The sequence below is a fragment of the Azospirillum sp. P4_B5 genome (assembly GCF_056402275.1).
Window position 1 is genome coordinate 143,227 of the sequence record NZ_JBFUHT010000019.1, and the last position, 23,533, is coordinate 166,759.

The 23,533-nt window shown below is 66.9% G+C and carries 15 protein-coding genes; 8 read left to right on the top strand and 7 right to left on the bottom strand.

Translation table 11 applies throughout. The features are described 5' to 3' along the window. Positions 1-37 precede the first annotated feature (37 nt). Positions 38-3,574, bottom strand: coding sequence for a response regulator (locus AC1DVI_RS16920; RefSeq protein ID WP_476958949.1), 3,537 nt, complete (start codon positions 3,572-3,574; stop codon positions 38-40). A 139-nt stretch (positions 3,575-3,713) separates the two neighbouring features. Between AC1DVI_RS16920 and AC1DVI_RS16925 the strand changes: the two genes are divergently transcribed. Then, the gene (locus tag AC1DVI_RS16925) at positions 3,714-4,532 is read left to right on the top strand and encodes an ABC transporter substrate-binding protein (protein WP_476958950.1); all 819 of its coding nucleotides are present in this window, start codon (positions 3,714-3,716) and stop codon (positions 4,530-4,532) included. A 19-nt stretch (positions 4,533-4,551) separates the two neighbouring features. Here AC1DVI_RS16925 and AC1DVI_RS16930 read toward each other — a convergent pair whose 3' ends face one another. Both AC1DVI_RS16930 and AC1DVI_RS16935 read right to left on the bottom strand, forming a co-directional pair. After that, on the bottom strand, positions 4,552-6,492 hold the full coding sequence (locus tag AC1DVI_RS16930) for a potassium transporter Kup (protein ID WP_476958951.1): 1,941 nt from the start codon (positions 6,490-6,492) through the stop codon (positions 4,552-4,554). A gap of 86 nt (positions 6,493-6,578) precedes the next feature. Continuing rightward, entirely contained in the window at positions 6,579-6,815 is a 237-nt protein-coding gene (locus AC1DVI_RS16935; RefSeq protein WP_476958952.1) for a hypothetical protein, read from the bottom strand. Positions 6,816-7,381: 566 nt separating this feature from the next. On the opposite strand from AC1DVI_RS16935, the gene AC1DVI_RS16940 reads away from it, so the two are divergent. Next, complete coding sequence (locus tag AC1DVI_RS16940) at positions 7,382-8,725, top strand: AAA family ATPase (protein WP_476958953.1); 1,344 nt, start codon at positions 7,382-7,384, stop codon at positions 8,723-8,725. A gap of 109 nt (positions 8,726-8,834) precedes the next feature. Here the strand turns inward: AC1DVI_RS16940 and AC1DVI_RS16945 are convergent, their stop codons facing one another. Next, positions 8,835-9,005, bottom strand: coding sequence for a hypothetical protein (locus AC1DVI_RS16945; protein WP_476958954.1), 171 nt, complete (start codon positions 9,003-9,005; stop codon positions 8,835-8,837). 502 nt (positions 9,006-9,507) lie between these two features. On the opposite strand from AC1DVI_RS16945, the gene AC1DVI_RS16950 reads away from it, so the two are divergent. Continuing rightward, positions 9,508-10,200, top strand: a complete 693-nt coding sequence (locus tag AC1DVI_RS16950; RefSeq protein ID WP_038527688.1) for a LuxR C-terminal-related transcriptional regulator — start codon at positions 9,508-9,510, stop codon at positions 10,198-10,200. A 183-nt stretch (positions 10,201-10,383) separates the two neighbouring features. On the opposite strand, the gene AC1DVI_RS16955 is transcribed toward AC1DVI_RS16950, so the two are convergent. After that, positions 10,384-11,127 (bottom strand): response regulator transcription factor, encoded by a 744-nt coding sequence (locus AC1DVI_RS16955; protein ID WP_236778075.1) that lies wholly within the window; start codon positions 11,125-11,127, stop codon positions 10,384-10,386. A 776-nt stretch (positions 11,128-11,903) separates the two neighbouring features. Between AC1DVI_RS16955 and AC1DVI_RS16960 the strand changes: the two genes are divergently transcribed. The 5 genes from AC1DVI_RS16960 to der all read left to right on the top strand — a co-directional run bounded on the left by AC1DVI_RS16960 (position 11,904) and on the right by der (position 16,938). Next, positions 11,904-12,551 (top strand): response regulator transcription factor, encoded by a 648-nt coding sequence (locus AC1DVI_RS16960; RefSeq protein ID WP_114856818.1) that lies wholly within the window; start codon positions 11,904-11,906, stop codon positions 12,549-12,551. A 194-nt stretch (positions 12,552-12,745) separates the two neighbouring features. Further along, entirely contained in the window at positions 12,746-13,300 is a 555-nt protein-coding gene (locus AC1DVI_RS16965; protein WP_476958955.1) for a thioredoxin family protein, read from the top strand. Positions 13,301-13,471: 171 nt separating this feature from the next. After that, complete coding sequence (locus AC1DVI_RS16970) at positions 13,472-14,116, top strand: tetratricopeptide repeat protein (protein ID WP_476958956.1); 645 nt, start codon at positions 13,472-13,474, stop codon at positions 14,114-14,116. Continuing rightward, positions 14,116-15,498, top strand: a complete 1,383-nt coding sequence (locus AC1DVI_RS16975; RefSeq protein WP_476958957.1) for an outer membrane protein assembly factor BamB family protein — start codon at positions 14,116-14,118, stop codon at positions 15,496-15,498. The genes AC1DVI_RS16970 and AC1DVI_RS16975 overlap by 1 nt, the downstream gene beginning before the upstream one ends. A gap of 36 nt (positions 15,499-15,534) precedes the next feature. Next, on the top strand, positions 15,535-16,938 hold the full coding sequence (gene der / locus AC1DVI_RS16980) for a ribosome biogenesis GTPase Der (RefSeq protein WP_476958960.1): 1,404 nt from the start codon (positions 15,535-15,537) through the stop codon (positions 16,936-16,938). A gap of 62 nt (positions 16,939-17,000) precedes the next feature. Here der and AC1DVI_RS16985 read toward each other — a convergent pair whose 3' ends face one another. Together AC1DVI_RS16985 and AC1DVI_RS16990 are read right to left on the bottom strand one after the other, a co-directional pair. Further along, positions 17,001-18,635, bottom strand: coding sequence for a fumarate hydratase (locus AC1DVI_RS16985; RefSeq protein WP_476958958.1), 1,635 nt, complete (start codon positions 18,633-18,635; stop codon positions 17,001-17,003). 238 nt (positions 18,636-18,873) lie between these two features. Beyond that, positions 18,874-22,857, bottom strand: a complete 3,984-nt coding sequence (locus tag AC1DVI_RS16990; protein WP_476958959.1) for a Pls/PosA family non-ribosomal peptide synthetase — start codon at positions 22,855-22,857, stop codon at positions 18,874-18,876. Positions 22,858-23,533: the final 676 nt, after the last annotated feature.

Here is a 23,533-nt window from a genome sequence, read left to right on the forward strand (position 1 = left end):
CCGTCCCGCTACGGCGTGAGGATGGTTCCGGGCGTGCCTACCGTTCCCTGGATGTGTCCATCGGCGGACCCGTCATCTCCAGCCCGACCGGCATGTCGTTCGCCAGGGTGCAGGCCTGCTCGGCGTCCTTGAGAGCGGATTCCAACGCGTGGATGCGATCCCGGCCAATGCCGGCGGCATCCCTGCGGCGGGCCGCCGCCACGAGTCCGCCGGCCAGTGCGGAGGCCCGCGCGAAGCCGACATTGCCCGCGGCACCCTTTAGGATATGGGCCTCGCGCTCCACGACCAGAAAGTCGCCGTCTTGAGCGCCACGCCGCAGCCGGTCGAGATGGGCCGGCGTCTCGCGGACGAAGGTGTCCATCAACAGGCCAAACCCTTCATCGCCGAGAGCGTCGCGCAAGTCCTTGCGCTTGGCGTGGTCGATCCGCGGCGGCGGGATTTCAGCCTCCGGAGGCGGTTCCCGCCGATCGGGGCCACTCCCCTTCGGAAAGCCGCTCCATCGTGCGACGGCCCGCAAGAGCTGGTCCGCCGCAATGGGCTTCGGCAGGTAATCGTCCATTCCCGCAGCCAGACAGGTGGCTTGATCCCCCTCCATGGCGTTGGCGGTCATGGCGACGATGGGAATGCGGGCGGCCGCCCCGCCCATCCGGCGGATCGCCCGGGTCGCGGCCAGACCGTCCATCTCCGGCATCTGCACGTCCATCAGGACGAGGTCGTAGGGCAGGGCGGCGACGGCGTTGACCGCCTCCAGCCCGTTCGACACGGAATCGACCGCATGGCCGTCCCGGCGCAGCAAGGCCAGCGTCACCTGAAGATTCACCGGGTTGTCCTCCGCCACCAGGATGCGGCGGCGGGCGGTGCCGGTCGAGGGGAAGCTGGACGGTGTCGGGGTGAGCAGCGGCCCGCCCGGTGGAGATGTCGATGGAGATGAACCGCCCGGCCTGCCGGCGGTAAGCGTATCCGGCGGCGAAACCCTGGACGCCGGGGCGGCGAACAGGTTCGAAACCGCCGCGCGGAGCGCCGTCGAGCGCACGGGTTTGGCGATCCGCACGTCGATGCCGGCGGTCTCTCCCTCCATCTCGCCGATCCTGTGGGAGGTGGCCAGCGCGAGCGGCAAGTCGGCCAAAGCCGGTACGGCACGGATGCGGGCCGCCAGTTCCGGACCGGTCAGGCCCGGCATACAATGATCGAGGATGGCGGCATCAAACGGTCGGCCGGTGGCGTGCGCCGCCAGAAGCCGGTGCAAGGCATCCTCGCCCGTGGCGGCGGATTCGGTTTCCAGCCCCATCGCGGCGAGTTGGCGGGCCAGCAGGTCGCGGTTCATCGCCAGATCGTCCACCAGAAGAATCCGCCGTCCGGCCCAGGTTCCCGAGGCTTGCGGCGTGGATGCGGCGTCCGTCGGCGTGCCGCGCCACAACGGAATGACGACCCAGAAGACGCTGCCCTCGCCGGGCATGCTGTGAACCCCAATCCGCCCGCCCATCAGCTCCGCGAGGCGCTTGCAGATGGCAAGGCCCAGCCCCGTCCCACCGTGGCGCCGTGCCGATGACCCATCCACCTGACTGAACATTGTGAACAGACGCTTGTGGTCCGCCGCGGCAATGCCGATTCCGGTGTCCCTCACCTCGAAACGGATGGTCACCGGCTTATCCTGCTGGGCTGGGACCACGGATTCATGCGGTTGCGGTCCGTCTTCGGCCTCGTCGGTGACGGTGTTCTGCTCCACCGACAGAACGATGGTTACGCTGCCCTGATCGGTGAATTTGACCGCGTTGCCGGCAAGGTTGATGAGGATCTGGCGCAGCCGCCCGGGATCGCCGCGCAGCGGACCGTGCAGGGCCGGCGGGACGTAGCTGGCCAGTTCCAGGCCCTTCGCGGCCGCGCGCGGAGCCAGCAGTTCCACCACGCTTTCCACCAGCGGCACGGCTTCGAAGTCCGACACCTCCAAGGTGAGGCGTCCGGCATCGATCTTGGAGAAGTCCAGAATGTCGTTGATGATGGTCAGCAGCGATTCCGCGGAGTCGCGGATGGTGTCGGCATAGCCGCGCTGCTCCTCGTCCAGATCGGTCTCCTGGAGAAGCCCGGCCATGCCGATCACCCCGTTCATCGGCGTCCGGATCTCGTGGCTCATGGTCGCCAGGAATTCCATCTTGCTGCGTTGCCCGGCCTCCGCCTTCTCCTTGGCCTCGGTCAGCGCCCGCTCGACCCGCTTGCGTTCCGACAGGTCACGGAAGAAGGCGGCAAAGAGAATCCCTTTCTGCGTCTGCACCTCGGCGAGGGAGAGGTCGAGAGGGATCACCTCCCCATCCATCCGCAATCCGTTCACCTCCCGCGTGAAGTTCGGGCCGATCGGCCGAGCGCCCGCAGCGATGGCCTCAATGATGCGGCTGTGAGCCATGTGGTGCTGCGGCTCCATCAGTTCCTGCACGTGACGCCCGATCAGGCCGCCGGGCGGGTAGCCGAAGACGCGGTGGGCTGCGGTGTTCGCGGTCTCGATCACGCCATCCGACCGCGCCGTCAGAATGCCCTCCACGGCGGTTTCCAGAAGCGCGTTGAAACGGGCGTTGCCGTCCTCCAACTGGGCGTCTTTGCGGCGTAGAAGAATCAGCGCCGTGGCAAACAACAGGATGACCAGGCTGGAGCCCAGTGCGACCCCGGCGATCTCCAGCTGGTTTGTCCACCAGCCCGCCAGTTCCTCGTCCTCGCTACGGCTGATCGCCAGAACCAGCGGCCAGAGCGGCGTGGCGCGATAGGCGGTGATGCGCGCCTCACCGTCCTGGGCGGTCTCGTGGAACACCCCGCCCTCGGACACGGGAAGATGGACGCGGAACAGGTCCATCCCCGCCATTTGCGTGCCGATGCCGTCCGTCCCATCCTGCGGAAGCCGGGTCAGGAGCAAGCCATCCCGTCGATAGAGCGACGCCGTGCCGTGCAGCCCGTTGCGCACCGCACGGAAGATGCTTTGCAGATACTCGGGATTGACCGAGGCGACGGTGACGCCGAGAAGCCTCCCATCCGCTCCACGGATCGCCCGGCTCATCGGCAGAACCCATTTGCCGGACCGGTCGTCCGCAAGGCCGGTCGGCGTCAGGAAGCGTCCGCGCACCGGGGGACCGACATAGAGGCCGTTGCTCTGTCCAGACAGCTGGGTGCGAAACAGATCCAGCTCCGCGAAGGAGGAGCCGAGCAGGTTCTGGTCCTCTGTGGTCGCCACCAGAACGCCCCGCCGGTCGAGCACCGAAAGGCCGCGAAGGTGCGGCGACCGCCGCAGCCGCTCCTGAAGCAGCGGGGACGGTGACCTTTCCTGGCCTTCCGTCGGCTGGCCGCGCAGCAGATTGCTGTCGCTGATCGCCTCGCCCACCGAGGCCAGAGTGATATCGACCGCCTGGACCGTCCGACTGACCGAGGCTTCCAGGGCGCTCGCCAAATCGTCGATGTTCTCCGCCGCTTTCCTCAGCGCCAGGGCGCGGTCGGCGTGGACGTCGTAGGCGACCTCGAACACAAGGGCCATCACCGATAAGAAGGCCAACGCGAGAAGGGCGCCCCGATGCTGGAACAGGGCAAGCTTGGCCATCACGCGCGGCTCCGTGCGGTGTGCTGATGTTTTGCGAATCTTAACAGTGGGCGGGCGAATCGCAAGCATGCGCTGTGCTTCACAGGCGCACAGTGCTATCCTGCCGCGGTTCTGGTGGCGGTTCTGGGGGTGCGAGTCCGTGCGGCGTCTTTCCATCGCACTGACGGCGCTTGCGCTTCATGCGGCGCTCCAGTCGGTGTTCCTGGTGTCCGGAGCGGCGCCGGTCCGGGCGGAAGGCCGGCTTGACCGGGTGCAACGCACCGGGCTGCTGCGTGTGTGCATCTGGCCTGATTATTACGCCATCTCCTTCCGCAACCTTTACAGTGGGGAACTCCAGGGCCTGGACATCGACATGGCGCGGGCCTTCGCCCACGATCTTGGCGCACGGGTGAGTTTCGTGGAAAGCGGCTTCCCGAGCTTCGTCGCCGATCTGCTGGGCGACCGGTGCGACATCGGCATGTTCGGCATCGGCGTCACCGCGGCCCGCGCCGAGAAGATCGCTTTCAGCCGGCCCTACCTGCGCAGCGGCATCTACGCCGTTTCCTCCCAGACGCACCCACGCATCCTGCGGTGGGACGACCTGGACCAGGACGGCATGGTGGTGGCGGTTCAGAAAGGCACCGTCATGGACGACTACGCCAGCCAATTCTTCCGCAAGGCCAGCGTCCGCGTCGTGTCGGGACCTTTGGAGCGGGAGGACGAGGTCCAGTCCGGGCGCGCCGATGCCTTTCTCACCGATTACCCCTATGGCCAGCGGATGCTCGCCTTCCACCGGTGGGCACACCTGATCGCGCCGGAGAATCCGGTCCAAACCACGCCCTACGCCTACGCCGTGGCGCCGGGGGACCCGCTGTGGTTGGACCGGGTGAACCGCTTCGTCGAAGCGGTCAAGCGCGACGGGCGCCTGGAGGCCGCCGCCGCCCGATTCCGCCTGACCCCCATCGTGGCGCGGGATTGACCGTCAGATCTCGAGATCATCAAATCTCGACCTGCGTGCCCAGTTCCACCACGCGGCCGGGCGGAATGCAGAAGAATTCCGTCGCCGACAGGGCCGTCTTCGACAGAAGGATGAAGGCGGGCTCGCGCCAGCCCGGCAGACCGGTGGACCGCGACGGGATCAGCGTCTCGCGGCCCAGGAAGAACGATGTCTCCATCATGTCCAGATGCAGCCCGAAGCGGCGGCACCGTTCCAGGGCGCGGGGAATGTGCGGCTGTTCCAGATAGCCGAAGCGCAGGACGACGCGGAAGAAGCCCTTGCCCAACTTCTCCACCATAACGGCGCGGTCCGGGGAAACGCGGGGCACCTCCTCCACGATCACGGTCATGACGACCACCCGCTCGTGCAGCACCCGGTTGTGCTTGATGTTGTGCAGAAGGGCGTGGGGGACGACGTCGGGGTTGCCGGTCATGAAGATGGCCGTCCCGGCGACGCGCTGCGGCGATTGCGGCGAGACGCGCTGCAGGAACAGGTCCATCGGCAGGGCGTCGGCGTAGAGCCGCTCGGCCAGGATACGGCGGCCCCGGCGCCATGTGGTCATCAGCGTGTAGACCGCCGCCGCGATCAGCAGCGGGAACCAGCCGCCGTCCGGCACCTTCAGCAGGGTCGCCCCGAACAGCGCGAGGTCAATCACCAGCAGGATGGAAAAAGCGGCCACGACCAGCAGGGGATTCCAGCGCCACAGCCGCCAAGCCACCACCGCGGCCAGGATCGTGTCGATGGCCATGGCCCCAGTCACCGACACGCCGTAGGCAGCGGCCAGATTGCTGCTGGACCCGAAGCCAATCACCAGGATCACCACACCGATCAGAAGCAGCCAGTTGTTGCGCGGGATATAGACCTGACCGACCTCGTGCTCCGAGGTATGGCGGATCTCGCGCCGTGGCAGATAGCCGAGTTGCACGGCCTGCCGGGTCAACGAGAAGGCGCCGGAGATCACCGCTTGGCTGGCGATGACCGTGGCCGCGGTGGACAGCAGGACCAGGGGCAACTGCGCCCAGTCGGGCGCCAGATGGAAGAAGGGGTTCTCCAGCGTTTCCGGCTCGTGCAGCAGCATGGCGCCCTGCCCGAAATAGTTCATCAGCAGCGCCGGCAGGACGAGGTAGAGCCAGGCGATGCGGATCGGCGCCCGCCCGAAATGGCCCATGTCGGCGTAGAGCGCCTCGGCCCCGGTGACCGCCAGGACCACGGCGCCCAGCGTCAGGAACGCCACCCAGCCGTGGTCGACGAAGAGCGCCGCGCCGTAGAGCGGGTTGAACGCGCGCAGCACGTCCGGCCAGTGCAACACCTGCATCAGGCCCAGCACCGCCAACGTGGCGAACCAGACTCCCATGATCGGGCCGAAGAAGATGCCGACCCGCCCGGTTCCCTGCCGTTGGAACAGGAACAGTAGGGTCAGCACCGCCACCGTGATCGGGACGATGTAGGGGGACAGGGCCGGAGTGACGACCTTCAGCCCTTCTACCGCGCTGAGCACCGAGATGGCCGGGGTGATCAGGCTGTCGCCGTAGAACAGCGCCATGCCCAGGATCGCCAGCGCCATGATGGCGCGGTTGCCCGCCCTGGAGCTGAGTCCGCGGTGGGCCAGCGTGCCCAGGGCCAGAACGCCGCCCTCGCCCTTGTTGTCCGCCCGCATGACGAGCAGGACGTATTTCAGCGTCACGACGATGATGAGCGCCCAGGTCGCCAGCGACAGGATGCCGAGGATGGTCGGCTCGTCGAGCGGCAGACCGGTGTGGGTGAAGGACTCCCGCATCGTGTAGAGCGGGCTGGTCCCGATGTCACCGTAAACCACCCCCAGCGCCCCCAGGACGAGGGCGGGCATGCGGTTGGCTTGAGGGGAGTGGCCCGGCGGAGTGGAGTTGGAGGCCGGAGCGGCGCCGTTCGGTCCGTCGCCGGTTTGCTGGTTGGCGCTGTCCATGATGGTCCGTTCGTTCGGATCGCGGTCCGGTGTCGGGGGTTCCTCCTTGCGGGCGGAACGCTTCGGCCGCGAACCTTCTCCTTACATCAACCGCTCACCACAAGACCATATGGTTCCGGCGGAGCGGGGCCGCCAGCCACAACGGGGAAGACGGCGTGCTCCTTCGCGCCCGGCATCAAGGTCCATGTTCTAGAACAGAACAAATAGGAGACGAGCCGCTTGTTGTTCGTGTTTTGTTCTGATACGGTTTTCCCATCGAAGCCGTGGCCGAGCGTCAACACCGTCCGGCGCGGCGGCGCCAACCGATGAAGGAGGACTGCCATGTCGATCCTGGTTTTCCTGCGCGAGCTCGCCGGACTGACGGCCCTGTTCGGGACCTTGTTCGTCTGGACTCTGCTGGGCCATGCGGCCGGCTTTTGAGGCGCCTCCCCTCCCGAAAGGAGTCGCCATAAGGGTTGGGCCTCCTCTGGATGATCATCCGAAATCCCAGGCAACCGTTGGCGATGCATCGCTTACATCCGGAGTGCGTCCACCGCAGCGGCCGGCCACCTCCAGCTAAGCCGGGGCCAGCCGGGCCGGGGCAGGGGACGCGACGATCAGGCCACCGGCCGCGGCCGGCTGGTGACGACAACGCGGAATTCTGGGATCGGGACGGATGCGAAACTTCTTTCGGAAGCGGCGGGCGACCGCCGATGCGGATGACCGGATGTCCATGGGTGGCGGCATCACGGGTGGTGGAGCGGCCGGACCGGGCGCCACCCCGGGCAATGCGGCTCATGGTCATCCGCCGATGCAATCCCAGAGCCCACTCGCGGGCCGTCCGGCGCCGCATCTGCGGCCGGTCGGCGGCCCCGAGGGTGGGGGGCTTGGTGGGGGTCTTGGCGAGACGATGCGCGGCCCATCCGGGTTGCGGCACGATCCGTTGAACAGCCCGCTTGGCGGTGGATTGGGCGCCCAGCGCGGCCAGGCGTCCGCCGACACGGAACTGCCACGCTTCACGATGACCGTGAACGGCGGGTTGCGTGGGCCGGGAGCGGTCGGTGCGCCGGCCATGCTGAAGGGGCTCACCCCCGAACTGAACGGTTTGCTGCGCGAGGCCTTCACACCGACGCGGCCCAAGCAGCAGTTGAATTCGCTGTTCATCGGCCGCACCGACACGCTGAAGCGCATCATCTCCGCCATTGAGGAGGAGCGGGCGCACGTCATCCTGTTCGGCGACCGGGGCCGCGGCAAGACCTCCGTCGCCAACGCCATCGAGAAGATCGCCGGTCAGGCCGGCTACCTCTCGCTGAAGCTGACCTGCAGCGCGGAGCTGAGCTTCGAGGACATCTTCCGTCATTTCCTGAAGAAGATTCCCTCCACCTACTACCGGTCGGGGATCGACAATCCCTTCGCCTCGCGCCGCAGCTTCACCAGCTTCAACGAGCTTCTGCCCGAGGGCGGCTTCAGCGTGACGGAGCTGAACGAGGTGCTGGCCGGCATCCACGCCACCCATGTGCTGCTGATCCTCGACGAGTATGACCGCATCACCGACGAGGATTTTCGCAACAAGCTGGCCGAGCTGTTCAAGAACCTGACCGACAGCTCGATCCCGGTGACTCTGCTGGTGGTCGGCGTGGCGGAGAACCTCGACCAGCTCCTCGGCAAGCACCCGTCGATCCAGCGGTCTCTGGTGCCGGTGCATCTGCCGCTGATGACCGATGTGGAGATCGGGCGCCTCATCAACGCGGGGGCGGAAAACGCCGGGATCGCCTTCGCGCCGGACGCCGTGGATCGCGTCTGCGAGTTCGTCCGCGGCCTGCCTTACTACGCCCAGCTTCTTGGCCTGCACGCCGCCCGCAGCGCGGTCAGCCGCGGTTCGACGGTGGTGGAGCGGGACGATCTCGCCTACGCCGTCACCCGCTGCCTCCAGGAGGCGGAGCGCGGCATCGTCGACTCCTACGCCCGCGCACTGGCCGCCGAACGCCGCGCCGAACTGGAGGATGTGCTGCTGGCCTGCGCGCTGTGCCCGGCGGATGCCTACGGAACCTTCGATCCGAAGGACCTCGCCGGACCGGGCGGCTCGCCGCCGACCAAGGAGGCACTCGGTATTCTGGAGCGGCTTTGCCGCGAGGAGTATGGCGGCGTGCTGGCTCCGGTGGTCGAGCCGGGCTGGACCCGCTACCGCTTCCGCAATCAGATGATGCGCCAGTATGTGCTGATGCGGCAGGCCCACGAGCGCGGCCAGATCTGACCGTCCATCCACGGCAGACCGGTCCAGGGAGGCCCCTTTCCGTTTTCAGGCGGGGAGGGGCCTTCCTGCGTTCCGGCTTCGCCCTCTCCGGCGGGTTGCTTTCCAACGGTCAGCGCGAGTCGAGCAGCATCGCCAAAAGCACCGTGCCGGCGACCAGCCCGCACAGGACGGCCACGATGGCAAGGCTGCGCAGGAACTGGCGCATCTCCCCTTGTTTCCAGGCGCTTCGGGCCAGAAGCAGCAGGTAGCCGACGGCTGCACCGCCGATCATCGTCCACATCGAACCATGCACCGCCGTCGTTGGAACCGCTCCCTCCGCATGGTGCTATAACCTACGGTGGGGTGGCTTGAGGCGATCATAGGACGCGCGCGGCAAGAGGCGGATGCGCTTCTTCGGCATGAGTGCCTCCTGTCGGTCTGGGGTCGGGAACTTTCGGCAACCCCCATGAATCGGGTGTCCCTCTCACGCATCCAAAGCGTGCGTCCATTTGCAAGAAAGTGGTAGAAAAGTTGGAAAGTACCCATTCGATTGGGGATGTCGATTACTTTAAAAGATACGCAGTAACCCATGATTAAAAGTAGCTTTGCGCATATGCCTAATGCGTTCTTCTTTTAATCCCACAGAGTGGTACCGTATTGCGCGACACAGGGGTAAGGTCATCCAAAATATCGGCACGTCAATGCCATCGGTGGGGCACGGGTGGGGAAACCTCGGGTGATTGGTAGCCTACAAGATTGCCCAGGGAGTCAGAGCAATTTCCAAAAATCGCGGGAGCTGACCAATGGAACCAGTGCGTGCATTTCTGATCGACTCCAACAAGCTGTTCCGCGAAGGCCTTAAGAGGCTTCTCGACGATTCACCCTTCCAGATCGCAGCCGAGGCGGGGAATTTGCGGGAGGCGCTGAACTCAGTGGAGAACGGCCTGCGTCCGCAGCTCATTCTGCTCGATCTGGTCAACGGGGGCGAGGAGGAGGCCGACGGCATGCGGCGGCTGCGCGCCCAACTTCCCGATGCGCGCATGGTCATCCTGACCAGCGATCTGTGCACCCGCCGCCTCGCCAACGCGCTGGAGGCCGGAGCGGACGGCTATCTGATGAAGGATCTGTCGTCCGATGCGCTGGCCCAATCCCTGCGCCTCGTGATGATGGGCGAGAAGGTGTTTCCCACCCATCTCGCCGCGTTGCTGATCTCCGGCCGGGTGAACGGGAACGGCACCGACATGCCGGTCTCGCGCAAGGGCTTGTCCCAACGGGAGGTGCAGATCCTGCGCTGCCTGCTGAACGGCGACAGCAACAAGATGATCGCCAACCATCTGAACATCACCGAAGCGACGGTGAAGGTCCATCTGAAGAGCCTGCTGCGCAAGATCAACGCCTCGAACCGCACCCAGGCGGCGATCTGGGCGCTGAACAACGGCATTGGCGGGGAGTTGGCAGGGGCTGGCGCGGTGACCGCGGCGGCGGCTCACCAGTAATAGCACTCCCGCGATCATCCCCACCGGTGCAGGCGCCGGGCGCGGCCGCAAGCGTCGGGATTGCATTCCGATTGGTGGCCGGTTGGTGGCATCCCAGCGGAGGTGATGCTCAGACAGAAAATATCCCGGCACGGTGGCCGGGATTCTTTCGGTTGATCGGGATGAAACGCGTCCGACGAAGCGTCAGGACGTGCCGGTCCGGTGGGCCGGGGCCGCGTGCATATGCGGCGGCACCATCCCTTCTCGGGCGGACTGCAACGCGCCCTGCTGTCGCGCGGCGAAGACGCCGGCTTCCGTTCTGTTGCGGAAGTGCAGCTTGGACAGGACGCTGCGCACCATCGACTTGATGACCGCCTCGGACAGATCGAGCTGGTTGGCGATCGTCCGGTTGTTCAACCCCTGGCCAAGCAGGCGCAGGGTCTCGAACTCCGGTTCCGACAGCCTTGGCAGCAGCGTCAGCCGGATCTCATCGACGCCCAGCCGGGACAGGAACTGCTTGGGCATCAGACAGTGCCCCTCCAGCCCCAGATCCAGCAGTTCGTTGATGCGGTCCACGTTGATGTCCTCGAACACCCACGCATCGGCGAAGGCCAGGATGTGTGCGGCGTCCAGCAATTCCCGCGACGACAGCACCACGACGATCCGCGACCGGCGTGACAGCCGCAGGTACACCATCGGTTCGTTCTCGCGCAGCGCGGTGAACTGCTGAAGGCCGATCAGGATCGCATCGGGCGTCAGCGTGCTCTGCGTTAGTTCCGATATGTCGTGGAAGACGGTCACACGATGGCGACCGGCCCGGTCGAGCGCCTGCACCACGGTGTCGGTCAGGGAATTGTTGTCGAGTATCAGGCAGACGTGCATTGGGGTCACCGCGTTGCGGGTCGAGTGCGATGCTTTCTCTTGGGCGTACTCATGGTTCATTTGCATGGGTCAGCTCTGTTTGGAGGAGGCATCCACGGCAGGCCCTTGTCGGGCATTATCGCCGCCTGTGTTTTAGGCTTGTCTCGTGCTCACTATCAGTCGGCGCTCTGTATCTTCGCTTAAGTGGTTTCGTTTAAAGACTGCATCGAATTTCAGGCATATATCCATCAAACCTGGAAAAAAACTTGACACTGTGATAAACAGTTTATAAATTAGGCGTGTAACACGTAAATCAAACGATAGACGATCACTCAAGATGGTCAAGCGCATCTGAATGGTGATCAGGTCTCTCCAAGCGATAACTCTTTTGTGACGGACTGCGCTGAAAGGCCAGTACAGGTGTGTGCCGCAAGGTGGCGCATTCGCGCAGAAAAAGGACTGGCCATCCGTACAGTGGGGTGCGTCGTTCGGATAGGTTTTCACGCATTTCGATCATTGAGGCCGAGCCTTTGCGCGCGTCGGATGCTGCCGGGGTGGGCATCGTGACGCCCTCATTCTGAACAACCAAACATGGAAAAAATTGCGCTTCCCCTTTCTTTCGGACAAGGAAATATCCATAAAGTAATAGTTCTTGTTTTGTTCAGTCGGCCTTCGCTGTATCGGAGGGACTTTCCGGGCGCAAATGACCTATGGCCCTTGTCCGGATATTGGCTCTCTTCCGATTGTGGTAGCAGTTCTTCAAGCCACGTGGCGAAAGGGTAGTTGGATCGCCAACGGGGTGGCCCGGTTAGTCCGGGAGGGCTGATCCGAAGCAACGGGATAGAACGAAGGCGGACGGGGCCATGAAAATTCTGATCGGTGACGACCATCTCCTTTTTCGTGAAGGCCTGCGCCGTCTTCTGGAGCAGCTTCACGGGGACGCGATTTTTGTCGAGGCGGGCACTTTCGACGAGGTGCTTCAGCAGTGCCGCGTGGGCGGCGGGTTCGACGTTGTGTTGATGGACCTGCACATGCCGAACTGGCCGGGTTTCGACGGGCTGCGCGAGGTGCAGAGTCTGCAGCCGGGCGTGCCGGTTGTGGTGATCTCCGCCTCCGAAGCGCTGAACGACATTCGCGGCGCGCTCGACCACGGGGCCACCGGCTACATTCCGAAGTCCAGCAGCGTCAAGGTGATGATGGGCGCGCTGAACCTCGTCTTCTCGGGCGGTATCTATGTGCCCCCCGGCGCGCTCACCGCGGCGACGGCGGCCTCCGACGCCGCGCCGCGCCGCGGTCGCCTGGACGGCGCGGACCGCAGCGCCTACGGTCTGACCCAGCGCCAGCGCGAAGTCCTGGATTGCCTGCGGGCGGGCAAGTCGAACAAGCAGATCGCCTACGAACTCGGCCTGTCCGAGGGCACGGTGAAGATCCACGTCACGGCGATCTTCAAGTCGCTGGGCGTCAAGAACCGCACCCAGGCGGTGATCGCCGCCGCCGCCATGGCATCCTAAGGGGGCAGGTCCGAAGGTTACGGGGCAGGGCGGGAAACGAAGAAAACCGGGTTGGAGACCGACAGGGCCGCGAGCAGGCACGAACAAGGTGCCGCCGCGGCCTTTTCGATTCCGGCTTTCGCCTCACCTCATATACTCATGCCCGAACCCGCGCCGGCGGCGCGTTCATGGGTCCAGAAGGAGGAAAGACAGCGATGGCGGCGGAAACCCCGGTGTGCGACTTCGGCCGGAAGGCGGAGGATTTCAGCCTGAAGGGAACCGATGGAAAGACCTACAGCCTGTCCGATGTCCAGGGGCCGAGCGGCACGCTGGTCATGTTCATCTGCAACCATTGCCCTTATGTGAAGGCGGTGATCGGGCGAATCGTCGAGGAGGTCGACGCGCTGCGGGCCCATGGCATCGGCGCCGTCGCCATCATGTCCAACGACACCGACGCCTATCCCGACGACGGCTTCGACAACATGAAGCGCTTCGCGGCGGAGCACGGCTTCACCTTCCCCTATCTGCTCGACGAGACGCAGGAGGTGGCGCGGGCCTACGGCGCGGTCTGCACGCCGGACTTCTTCGGTTTCAACGCCGACCTCTGCCTGCAGTACCGCGGGCGGCTGGACGCCTCCAAGCGCGAGCCGATCCCCGACGCCCCGCGCGAACTGTTCCACGCGATGGTCCGCATCGCCCAGACGGGGCAGGGGCCCACTGACCAAATCCCCAGCATGGGCTGCTCCATCAAATGGCGGAATCCAACCTGAATCCACCCCAAGCGCGGCCTTAATGCCCGGATGGGCGCCGTTGCGCCTTGACCGCGTGCGGCGCCCAATGCTATCCGGCCCTTTGAACCATCAGAACCGCCCGCCGCAGCCGCGCGCGGGCGCAATCTCCGCTGTAACGGTTTTCGTGCCGTAGGATGCCGCTGTAGAGCCATGAGCGATATTTTCCGCGAAGTCGACGAGGATCTGCGCCGCGACCGCATGGAGCGCGTGTTCAAGCGCTACGGCGGCATCATGCTGGCGGCCGCGCTGGCGGTCGTCGCCGCGACGGGCGGCACGGTCGCCTGGCGCAACTGGCAGCAATCGCAGAAGGAGAGCGGGACGACGGCCCTGGCCGCCGCCTTGTCCCAGGCCGCCCAGGGGCCGGACAAGGGCGTCGAGGCGCTGGCCGCCTTCGCCGCCAAGTCCGACCCCGGCATGGCCGCGCTGGCGCAGCTGAACGCCGCCGCCCTGCTGGCCCGCGAGGGCAAGACGGCGGAGGCCGTGACCGTCTACGACACGCTGTCCAACAACGCCGCCGCCGCCGCGGTCTACCGTGAACTGGCGGCCCTGCTGTCGGTGATGCACCAGCTCGACTCCGGCGATCCGGCCCAGCTTCAGGCGCGGCTCCAGCCTCTGACGGCGGACGCCAACCCCTGGCGCTTCTCCGCCCGCGAAATGAGCGCCGTGCTCGCCGCACGCTCCGGGGACAAGGAGCGCGCGCGCACCCTGTTCCAGCAATTGGCCGACGACTCGCAGGCTCCGGCCGGCGTCCGGTCGCGCGCCGCCGATCTCGCCACCCTCTACGGCAAGAGCTGATGACCCGCATTCCCATGGCCGCCCCGACCGCGCACCCCACCGCGAAGCGCCGCTCCCTGCGCACCGCACTGCTCTCCGCCCCGCTGCTGGCCGTGCTGCTCAGCGGCTGCGACACCGTCAGCGGGTGGTTCGGCAAGACTCCCGATCCGCCCCTGCCGGGTGAGCGGGTGTCGGTCCTGACCCGCGAGCGCAAGGTCGAGGTCGACCAGCGGCTGGTCGGCACGCCGGTCACCCTGCCGACCGCCGTCACCAATCCGGCCTGGGCGCAGCCCGGCGGCACGCCGGAGCACGCCGGCGGCAACCTCGCCTTGTCGGCCACGCCCGCCGAGGCGTGGCGCGGCGACGTCGGCACGGGGGCGAGCAGCTCCCGTTCGCTTCTGGCGACTCCGGTCATCGCCGACGGGCGCATCTTCGCCATGGACGCCGACTCGCACGTCGCCGCCCTCGACGAGCGCACCGGGCGCCAGCTCTGGCGGATCGACACCAAGCCGGAGAAGGAGCGCGGCGGCGCCAGCGGCGGCGGTGTCGCCTTCGCCGACGGGCGCGTCTTCGCGGCCACCGGCTTCGGCGAGGTGGTGGCACTCGATCCCGCCAACGGCTCGATCATTTGGCGCAAGCGCGTGCCGGGTCCGGTCCGCGGCGCGCCGACGGTCGAGGGCGGGCGCGTCCTCGTCCTGACGCTCGACAACCAACTCACCGCCCTGTCGGCCTCCGACGGCGCCGTCCAGTGGTCGCATCAGGGCATCCTGGAGACCGCGGGTCTGCTGGGCGCCGTCAGCGCGGCGGCCTCGCCGACCCTGATCGTCGCCCCCTATTCTTCCGGCGAGCTGTACGGCCTGCGCCCGGAGAACGGGCGCGTGGCGTGGCAGGAGAGCTTGGCGGCCATCCGCCGCAGCGGCGCCCTGAGCAGCCTTGCCGACATCCGCGGCCTGCCGGTGATCGACCGCGGCGTCGTCTACGCGATCGGCCACTCCGGCCGCATGATCGCCATCGACGAGCGCATCGGCATCCGCCTGTGGGAGGCCGAGATCGGCGGCACCCAGACCCCCTGGCTCGCCGGCGACCACATCTTCGTGATCACCAACGATTCGGAGCTGGTCGCCCTGACCCGTCAGGCCGGGCACGCCCGCTGGGTCGCGCAGCTCGCGCCGTTCACCGATCCGGAGGACAAGAAGGGGCCGATCACCTGGTCCGGTCCGGTCCTGGCCGGTGGCAAGCTCTACGTCACCGGGTCGAACGGCCAGATGCTCGCCCTGTCGCCCAGCGACGGGCAGGTGCTGACCCGCTATTCGCTGCCGGCCTCCACCTATTTGCCTCCGGTCGTGGCGAACAACACCCTATATGTCCTGGGCGAGAACGGTACGCTGGTGGCGTACCGCTGATCGCCACCCTTGGTTCTTTATAAGGCCCCCGGCCCGATGTCCTTCACCGTCGCTCTCGTCGGTCGGCCGAATGTCGGCAAATCGACTCTGTTCAACCGTTTGGCCGGCAAGAAGCTGGCGCTGGTCGACGACACGCCCGGCGTGACGCGCGACTGGCGCTCGGCCCCCGCCCGCGTGGGCGGGCTGTCCTTCACCGTGGTCGACACCGCGGGCCTGGAGGACGTCACCGACGACAGCCTGGAAGCGCGCATGCGCCGCCAGACCGAACGCGCCCTGGAACGCGCCGACGTGGCGCTGTTCATCGTGGACGCCCGCACCGGCATCACGCCGCTGGACCGCCACTTCGCGGCCCTGCTGCGCAAGAGCAAGACCCCTGTCATCCTCGTCGCCAACAAGGCGGAAGGCAAGGTGGGGATGACCGGTCTCTATGAGGCCTTCGAGCTTGGCCTGGGCGACCCCCTCGCGCTGTCGGCGGAGCATGGCGAGGGCATGGCCGATCTGGTCGAGGCCCTGCTGCCCTACGCCCTGCCCGAGCCGGAAGCGGTCGAGAAGGCTTCGGCTCCCACCAAGGGCGAGGGGGAGGAGGAGCTTCCGGTCGGCGACCAGCCGGAAACCGACGAGGAGCGCGCCCGCCCGATCCAGATCGCCATCGTCGGTCGTCCGAACGTCGGCAAGTCCACCCTGCTCAACGCCCTGATCGGCGAGGAGCGCGTGCTGACCGGCCCCGAGGCCGGCATGACGCGCGACGCCATCAGCGTCGATTGGGAATGGCGCGGCCGCAAGTTCCGGCTGGTCGACACCGCCGGCATGCGCCGTCGCGCCCGCGTCGACGCCAAGGTGGAGAAGCTGGCCGTCGCCGACGCCCTGCGCGTCGTCCGCATGGCCCAGGTCGTCCTGCTCGTGGTCGACGCCAACCAGATCCTCGACAAGCAGGACCTGACCATCGCCCGCACGGTGGTGGAGGAGGGCCGCGCTTTGGTCATCGCCTTGAACAAGTGGGACGCCGTAGACGACCGCGCCATGGCCCTGCGTCAGGTCGAGGACAAGCTTCAGGCCGCGTTGGCCCAGATCAAGGGCGTGGAGGTCGTGACCATCTCCGCCCTTCAGGGCAAGAAGCTGGACACGCTGCTGGATTCGATCTTGTCGACCTACGGGCAGTGGAACCGCCGCATCCCGACCGCCCAGCTCAACCGCTGGATCGAGGGCGTGCTGGATCACCACCCGCCGCCCCTGGTCGAGGGCCGGCGCGTGAAGATCCGCTACGCCACGCAGGTGAAGGCGCGTCCGCCGACGGTGGCGCTGTTCGTGAACAAGCCGCTGGATCTGCCGGAAAGCTATCAGCGCTATCTGATCGCGCATCTGCGCGAGACGTTCGACCTGCCGGGCGTGCCGGTGCGGCTGCTGCTGCGGAAGCAGAAGAACCCCTACGCGGATGATTGAGCCGTTGCGCTCCCCGTCTCCCTTTCCGCTGTGTGGGAGAAGGGGACAGGGAGCGCCACCGCTTACGCCAGCTTCAGCTCCTTGAAGAAATCGTTGCCCTTGTCATCGACGATGATGAAGGCCGGGAAGTCCTCGACCTCGATGCGCCAGATGGCCTCCATGCCGAGTTCCGGATACTCGACGCACTCCACCTTCTTGATGCAGTCCTGAGCCAGACGGGCCGCGGCGCCGCCGATGGAGCCCAGATAGAAGCCGCCGTGCGTCTTGCAGGCCGCGGTCACCTCGGGGCTGCGGTTGCCCTTGGCCAGCATGACCATCGAGCCGCCTGCCGCCTGGAACTGCTCCACGAAGCTGTCCATGCGCCCGGCGGTCGTCGGACCGAACGAGCCCGACGCATAGCCCTCCGGGGTCTTGGCCGGGCCGGCGTAATAGATGGGGTGGTTCTTGAAGTAGTCCGGCAGCGGCTCGCCGGCGTCCAGCCGCGCGCGCAGCTTGGCATGGGCGAGGTCACGGGCGACGATCAGCGGGCCGCTCAGGGACAGGCGCGTGCGGATCGGATACTGCTTCAGCGTGGCGAGAATCTCGCTCATCGGCTGGTTGAGGTCGATCTTCACCACTTCGCCGGCCAGATCGCCGTCGGTGATCTCCGGCAGATACTTCGCCGGATCGGTCTCCAACTGCTCCAGGAAGATGCCGTCCTTGGTGATCTTGCCCACCGCCTGACGGTCGGCCGAGCAGGACACGCCGATGCCGATCGGCATGGAGGCGCCGTGGCGCGGCAGGCGGATGACGCGGACGTCGTGGCAGAAATACTTGCCGCCGAACTGGGCGCCGATGCCCATGGTCTGGGTCAGCTTGTGCACCTCGGCTTCCATGGCGAGGTCGCGGAAGGCGTGCGCGTCCTCACCGCCCTCGGTCGGCAGGTTGTCGAGGTAGCGGGCCGAGGCCAGCTTCACCGTCTTCAGATTCTGCTCCGCCGACAGGCCGCCGATGACGATGGCGAGGTGGTAGGGCGGGCAGGCCGAGGTGCCGAGGTAGCGGATCTTGTCCTCGAGGAACTTCAGCAGCCGGTCCGGCGCCAGCACCGACGGGGTGGCCTGATGCAGGAAGGTCTTGTTGGCCGACCCGCCGCCCTTGGCCATGAACAGGAACTTGTAGGCGTCCTCGCCCTCCGCGTAGATCTCGACTTGGCCCGGCAGGTTGTTGCGGGTGTTCTTCTCCTCGTACATGGAGATCGGGGCGAGCTGGCTGTAACGCAGGTTGCGCTTCAGGTAGGCGTCGCGGGCGCCTTCCGACAGGGCGGCCTCGTCGCCGCCCTTGGTGAAGACGCGACGGCCCTTCTTGCCCATGATGATGGCGGTGCCGGTGTCCTGGCACATCGGCAGGGTGCCGGCGGCGGCGATGTTAGCGTTCTTCAGCAGGTCCAGCGCCACGAACTTGTCGTTCGGCGAGGCTTCCGGATCGTCGAGGATCGCGCGGATCTGGCCGAGATGGCCGGGGCGCAGCAGGTGGTTGATGTCCTTGAAGGCTTCCTCGGCCAGCAGGCGCAGGCCCTCCGGCTCCACCTTCAGGACCGGCTCGCCGTCGAACTCGACGACCGAGACGTGATCCGAGGTCAGCTTGCGGTAAGTCGTGTCGTCCTTGGCCAGCGGAAACAGCGTCGAGGCGCCGCGGGCGGGGCTGATGTCGTCGGGCATTCGGGGGGCTTCCTTCCTGTTCTTGGGTCACAGGCCCCGATGCGGCGCGTTGGAGCGCGCAAAAGGGCCAGGGCCACGCTCGCGCACCGTTATACACCCCTTCGCCCGGCGCACAACGGGAACGGAACGCCCTGCGGCGATAAGGAAAGGGCCTTGCGCAGGCCTTGAAACGATGCGGCCCGGACCCACCGCCGAAGCGCTGGATGCCGGGCCGCAACAGTTCAACACCGACAAGAGCTTACGCGGCGCTCTTGAACTGTGTCGTCAACTCAGGCTGGCCCTCGACCACCGGCTCCGCCGGGGCGCCGGCCCATTCCGTGTGCGCCGGGATCTCCTCGCCTTTCATGACCAGGGTCAGCGGGCCGAGATGGGCGTAATCACCGACGCTGGTGTCGTACAGCACCGTGGACCCGGCGCCGATGGTGACCCCGCGGCCGACCTTGACGCAGCCGACCTTCATCACGCGGTCCTCGTAGAGGTGCGTCTGGAGGGCCGACAAGGCGTTCACCGCGCTGTGGTCGCCGACCGTCACGCAATCGAACTCGGTGATGTCGGTGGTGTCCATGAAGACGCCCTCGCCGAACTTCGTGCCGAACAGGCGAAGCACCCAGGGCAGCATCGGCGTGCCGCGCAGATGGTCCAGCAGCACCTTGCCGGCGAGGCCCCAGTAGAGCACCGCCACCGCTTCCGTCTTCATGGCCCACCAGGACCACATCGGCTTCACGGTCGGCGTGTAACGGCCCATCAGCAGCCACTTCACCAGGATGACCACCGCCACCATCGCCACCGGGATGGCGACGCTGACCGCCAGGAACTGCGCCAGGAAGGCGCCATAGCGCTGCTCCAGGATGGCCGGGGCGAACAGTTCCACCGCCAGCGTGCCGAAGGTGATGAACAGCATCGTCGGCATTGACAGGCTGAAGGCCTCAAACACCGCGCGGCCCAGGCGGCGGGCCTTGGACGGCTCGTAGGTCCAGTTGGCGCCGACCCCGTCGAAGCGCTGGCGCACCGGCAGCTTGATCGGCGGGCTGCCGAACCACGTCTCCCCGGCGGACATCGCCTCGTTGGCGGGCGGCTTCGACTTGATGCCGATCAGCGAGCCGGTGGGGATGCTGGCCCCCGCCGGAACCACCGCGTCGTTGCCGACGAACACGCGTGCCTCGGTCTTCACCGGCTTCAGGAACATCCAGCCGCGGCGGATGTCCTCGTCGCCCAGCACCACCTCGTCGGCGATGAAGCACTTCTCGCCGATTTCGACGAGGTCGTAGCGCCCGGCGAGGTTGGTGGAGATCTCCGCGTCCTTGCCGATCTTGGCGCCCATCAGCCGGTACCACGCCCGCATGTAGACCGTGGCGTAGAGCGAGCTGAGGGTGTCGAGCATCACCTCGGTGGACAGCGCCACCATCCATTTGCGCAGGTAGAAACCGCTGTGCACCGAGTAGGTGCCGGCCTCGACGCGCGGCAGGACGATCCAGCGCACGGCGGCGATCATGCAGACCGTCACCGCGACCAGCGCCATGGCGGTCGGCCAGGCGATCAGAGGCAGGTAATAGAGGTAGCTGACGCCGAAGACCGACCCCAGAACCCCGTCCAGATTGTCGAACAGGTAGAAGGCCGGGAAGATCGGCATCAGCGAGATCGGCGGCAGGGCGAGCAGCATCGCCGTGTAGAAGGCGGCGTTCAGCCCGCGGCGCAGCCGTCCGGCGGTTGCCGGGGCAGGCAGCTCCGCCCGGTCGACGCTGCCGACGCGGCGGGCCGGCGAGCCGTCCCAGCGCTCATAGGCGCCGGTGCGGGCGCCGGCGGGCAGGGCGGTCAGGTCGGCCAGCTCCGTGCCGGGACCGACCAACGCGTCCATGCCGATGACGCAGGAGGTGCCGACATAGGCGTCGGCGCCGATGTCCACGGCGCCGATGACCAGTTCGTTGCCGATCACCTCGGCGTTCGCCAGCTTCACCTTGCCGCCGATCGAGGCACCGGCGCCGATGGTGACGAGGTCGATGGCACCGGACTCGAAGTCGCCGATCAGCGCCTCGTCGCCCACCTTGGCGCCAAGCGCGCGCAGGAGGACCCGCATGACCGGCGAGCCCTGGAACCACTTCAGATGGACGAGGCTGATGAAGCGCTGCGCCAGCCACCAGCGGTAATAATAGACGCCCCACAGCGGGTAGCGCCCCGGCTTCGTCCGCCCGATGACCAGCCATTTGGCGGCGACGGCGATCACCACCGTGGCCGCGTTGATGACCATGTAGACGCCGAGCAGCGTGGCGATTTCCTGCAGGAAATTGGCATCCTCGCCGGACAGCAGCATGTAGCTGACGAAGACGCCGAGCCACTGCGCCGTCATCAGCGCCAGGATGAGGGGCAGGGCCGCCGCCTGCGCCGCCCCGCAGAGGAAGCGGCGAAGCAGGGGAGGCGGCGTGAAGGAACGGTCCTTGCGCTCCGCCCCGCCGCCGTTGCCGCCGCGTGGCGCCCGGGAGTCCAGCCGTTCGGCCATGGCGCGCAGGCTGCGGGCGCCATAGACGTCCTGCAGGGTCAACCCATCGAGATGCCGGGTCTCCCGCACCGCCGACACGAACCGCGCGGCGAGCAGTGAATGCCCGCCCAGGTCCATGAAGAAGTCGGCCTCCAGCGGCACCGATTGGCCGGGAAAGACGCGCTTGGCGGCCTCCAGAAGGGCGGCTTCCGTCGGGGTCTGCGGCTCGTCCTGTTCGCCGGGGCCGGCGTCGTCGGTCAGCGGCGCGCCCTGCAGCGCCTTGCGGTCGGCCTTGCCGGAGGTCAGGCGGGGCAGGCGGTCCGTCACCTCGAAATGAGACGGCACCATGTAACTTGGCAGCCGGGCGCGCAACTGGTCGCGCAGCGCCGTCTTGTCCAGCGCGGCGCCAGCCTGCGGCACCAGAAAGGCGACCAGCCGGTCCAGCCCGTTGTCGTTGCGCAGCACGACGGTGGCCTGGCTCACGCCGGCCATGTCGGTCAGCTTCGCTTCGATCTCGCCCAGCTCCAGCCGGAAGCCGCGGATCTTCACCTGGTCGTCGATGCGGCCGTGGAACAGCAGGTTGCCGTTCGGGTCGACGCTCACCGCGTCGCCGGAGCGGTAGAGCAGCGGGTCGTTGCCGTGGATGGCGAAGCGGTTGCGGATGAACTTCTCGGCGGTCAGGTCCGGGCGCCCCAGATAGCCCTGCGCCACCCCCGGCCCACCGATCAGCAGCTCGCCCTGTGTGCCGGGGGCGACCAGCGCCATCGCCTCGTCCACCACATAGCAGCTGTAGTTCGGAATCGGCCGGCCGATGGTGACCGGCTCGTCTGGGCGCACCTCGGCCACGGTAGCGACCACGGTCGCCTCGGTCGGGCCATAGCTGTTGAAGATCGTCCGACCCGGACGGCACCACCGCGCGGCCACCGCGGGCGGACAGGCCTCGCCGCCCAGAATGATGACGCGAAGGCTCGGCACGTCCTGGGGCAGCATGGCGAGCAGGGTCGGCACGGTGTCCAGCACGGTGATGCCAGCGTCGTTCAGGACGTCGGCCAGCCGGTCGGCCTCGTCCAGCACCTGCCGGCTCGCCACCCAGAGCGTCGCGCCGACCAGATACGGCACGAAGATCTCCTCAAGCGACAGGTCGAAGGCCACGGACGCGCCCTGGAAGGCGACATCCTCGCCGGTGATGCCGTACAGGCTGTTGGCGGCGCGCAGGTAGTGGCAGATGTTGGCGTGGCTGATGACGATGCCCTTGGGCTTGCCGGTCGAGCCCGAGGTGTAGATCGCGTAGGCCGGGTGATTCCGGCTGACACCGTCCGCGCGCAGATCGGGCGCGCGCTCATCATCGCAGGTCAGGTCCTCCAGCCGAAGAGCGGGCACCGCGAGCCCGGCCGCCTTCGACGCGGTCACGGCGTCCACCAGGATGGCCCGCGCGGAGCAGTCGGCGAGGCTGACCGCCACGCGTTCGGCGGGCGCGTCGGCGTCGAAGGGCAGATAGGCCGCGCCAGCCTTCAGAATGCCGAGCAGCGCCACATGCAGGTCGAGCGACCGCGTCATCCACAAACCGACGAAGTTCCCCGGACCGTAGCCCCGCGCGCGCAACGCGTTGGCGACACGGTTCGCCCGAGCCTCCAGTTCCCCGTAGCTGACGCGGCGCCCATCGAACAGGATGGCGGTCCGCTCCGGCATGGCCCGCGCCGTGTCCGCGAAGATGTCGGGCAGCAGTTCGTCCCGAAGCATTTCCGGCATTGCGCTGCCCCGCAGCACGCCGGAAACAGGGAGAGAGGAAAAGGAAGAGGAGAGGGCATCGTTCGAAGATTCGGACGAACGATGGCCGGCGCCCGGGGCTTCGACCAAGGTCGGCGTGCGAAGCAATGTCACGCTTGTCAGCCTTTATAAAATGGTTCAGCGCAATCGCGGCGGTCGGACCTGTGTCTGATGGTCCCGGCGGTCGGCTGGCGGCGAGTTTCTGCCGTTGTGCAACCTTGCCGAATTTTGGTTAACGAACCATTGATTAAGGCCGCGTCCAAGCTGGAGATCCCTTCAGCTGTTGGCCCGACTATGCGATCCCCTGCGCGGCACAGCCAATGAAAAGGGTGTCATGTGCGTTCGGAAGGGGACGGGAGAAAAATCGCCGGGGGTCGAAAAAAGTGCTTGCCACCCCCGGGGCACCACGCATATAAAGCGCCTCCCGACGCGGTGGCCGCCAACGAGGCGCTGACGGGTCGGGAGCGCAAAAGACAATCTGGCCCTGGCGGCCCACTCCTTGAAGGGATTGGGCGCGGGGTATTGCGGTTCTCCTGGAGCCGCGGGATCTTGGATATCGTTGATACCGTGTTGTGAGAAGGGATGCGCAGGCGGCGGTTTTGGCCGTTGGCCGCGGACCGGTTCCGGAAGGGACTGGCATCGCGGGTCGCTTGAGCAT

Excerpts from the sequence above, each read along its gene's own strand:
- AC1DVI_RS16970 (WP_476958956.1), top strand. The coding sequence starts at position 13,472 with ATGAGCGATATTTTCCGCGAAGTCGACGAGGATCTGCGCCGCGACCGC.
- AC1DVI_RS16960 (WP_114856818.1), top strand. The coding sequence starts at position 11,904 with ATGAAAATTCTGATCGGTGACGACCATCTCCTTTTTCGTGAAGGCCTG.
- AC1DVI_RS16955 (WP_236778075.1), bottom strand. The coding sequence starts at position 11,127 with ATGCAAATGAACCATGAGTACGCCCAAGAGAAAGCATCGCACTCGACC.
- AC1DVI_RS16945 (WP_476958954.1), bottom strand. The coding sequence starts at position 9,005 with ATGTGGACGATGATCGGCGGTGCAGCCGTCGGCTACCTGCTGCTTCTG.
- AC1DVI_RS16950 (WP_038527688.1), top strand. The coding sequence starts at position 9,508 with ATGGAACCAGTGCGTGCATTTCTGATCGACTCCAACAAGCTGTTCCGC.
- AC1DVI_RS16930 (WP_476958951.1), bottom strand. The coding sequence starts at position 6,492 with ATGGACAGCGCCAACCAGCAAACCGGCGACGGACCGAACGGCGCCGCT.
- AC1DVI_RS16920 (WP_476958949.1), bottom strand. The coding sequence starts at position 3,574 with ATGGCCAAGCTTGCCCTGTTCCAGCATCGGGGCGCCCTTCTCGCGTTG.
- AC1DVI_RS16985 (WP_476958958.1), bottom strand. The coding sequence starts at position 18,635 with ATGCCCGACGACATCAGCCCCGCCCGCGGCGCCTCGACGCTGTTTCCG.
- AC1DVI_RS16935 (WP_476958952.1), bottom strand. The coding sequence starts at position 6,815 with ATGGCAGTCCTCCTTCATCGGTTGGCGCCGCCGCGCCGGACGGTGTTG.
- AC1DVI_RS16940 (WP_476958953.1), top strand. The coding sequence starts at position 7,382 with ATGCGCGGCCCATCCGGGTTGCGGCACGATCCGTTGAACAGCCCGCTT.
- der (WP_476958960.1), top strand. The coding sequence starts at position 15,535 with ATGTCCTTCACCGTCGCTCTCGTCGGTCGGCCGAATGTCGGCAAATCG.
- AC1DVI_RS16965 (WP_476958955.1), top strand. The coding sequence starts at position 12,746 with ATGGCGGCGGAAACCCCGGTGTGCGACTTCGGCCGGAAGGCGGAGGAT.
- AC1DVI_RS16975 (WP_476958957.1), top strand. The coding sequence starts at position 14,116 with ATGACCCGCATTCCCATGGCCGCCCCGACCGCGCACCCCACCGCGAAG.
- AC1DVI_RS16990 (WP_476958959.1), bottom strand. The coding sequence starts at position 22,857 with ATGCCGGAAATGCTTCGGGACGAACTGCTGCCCGACATCTTCGCGGAC.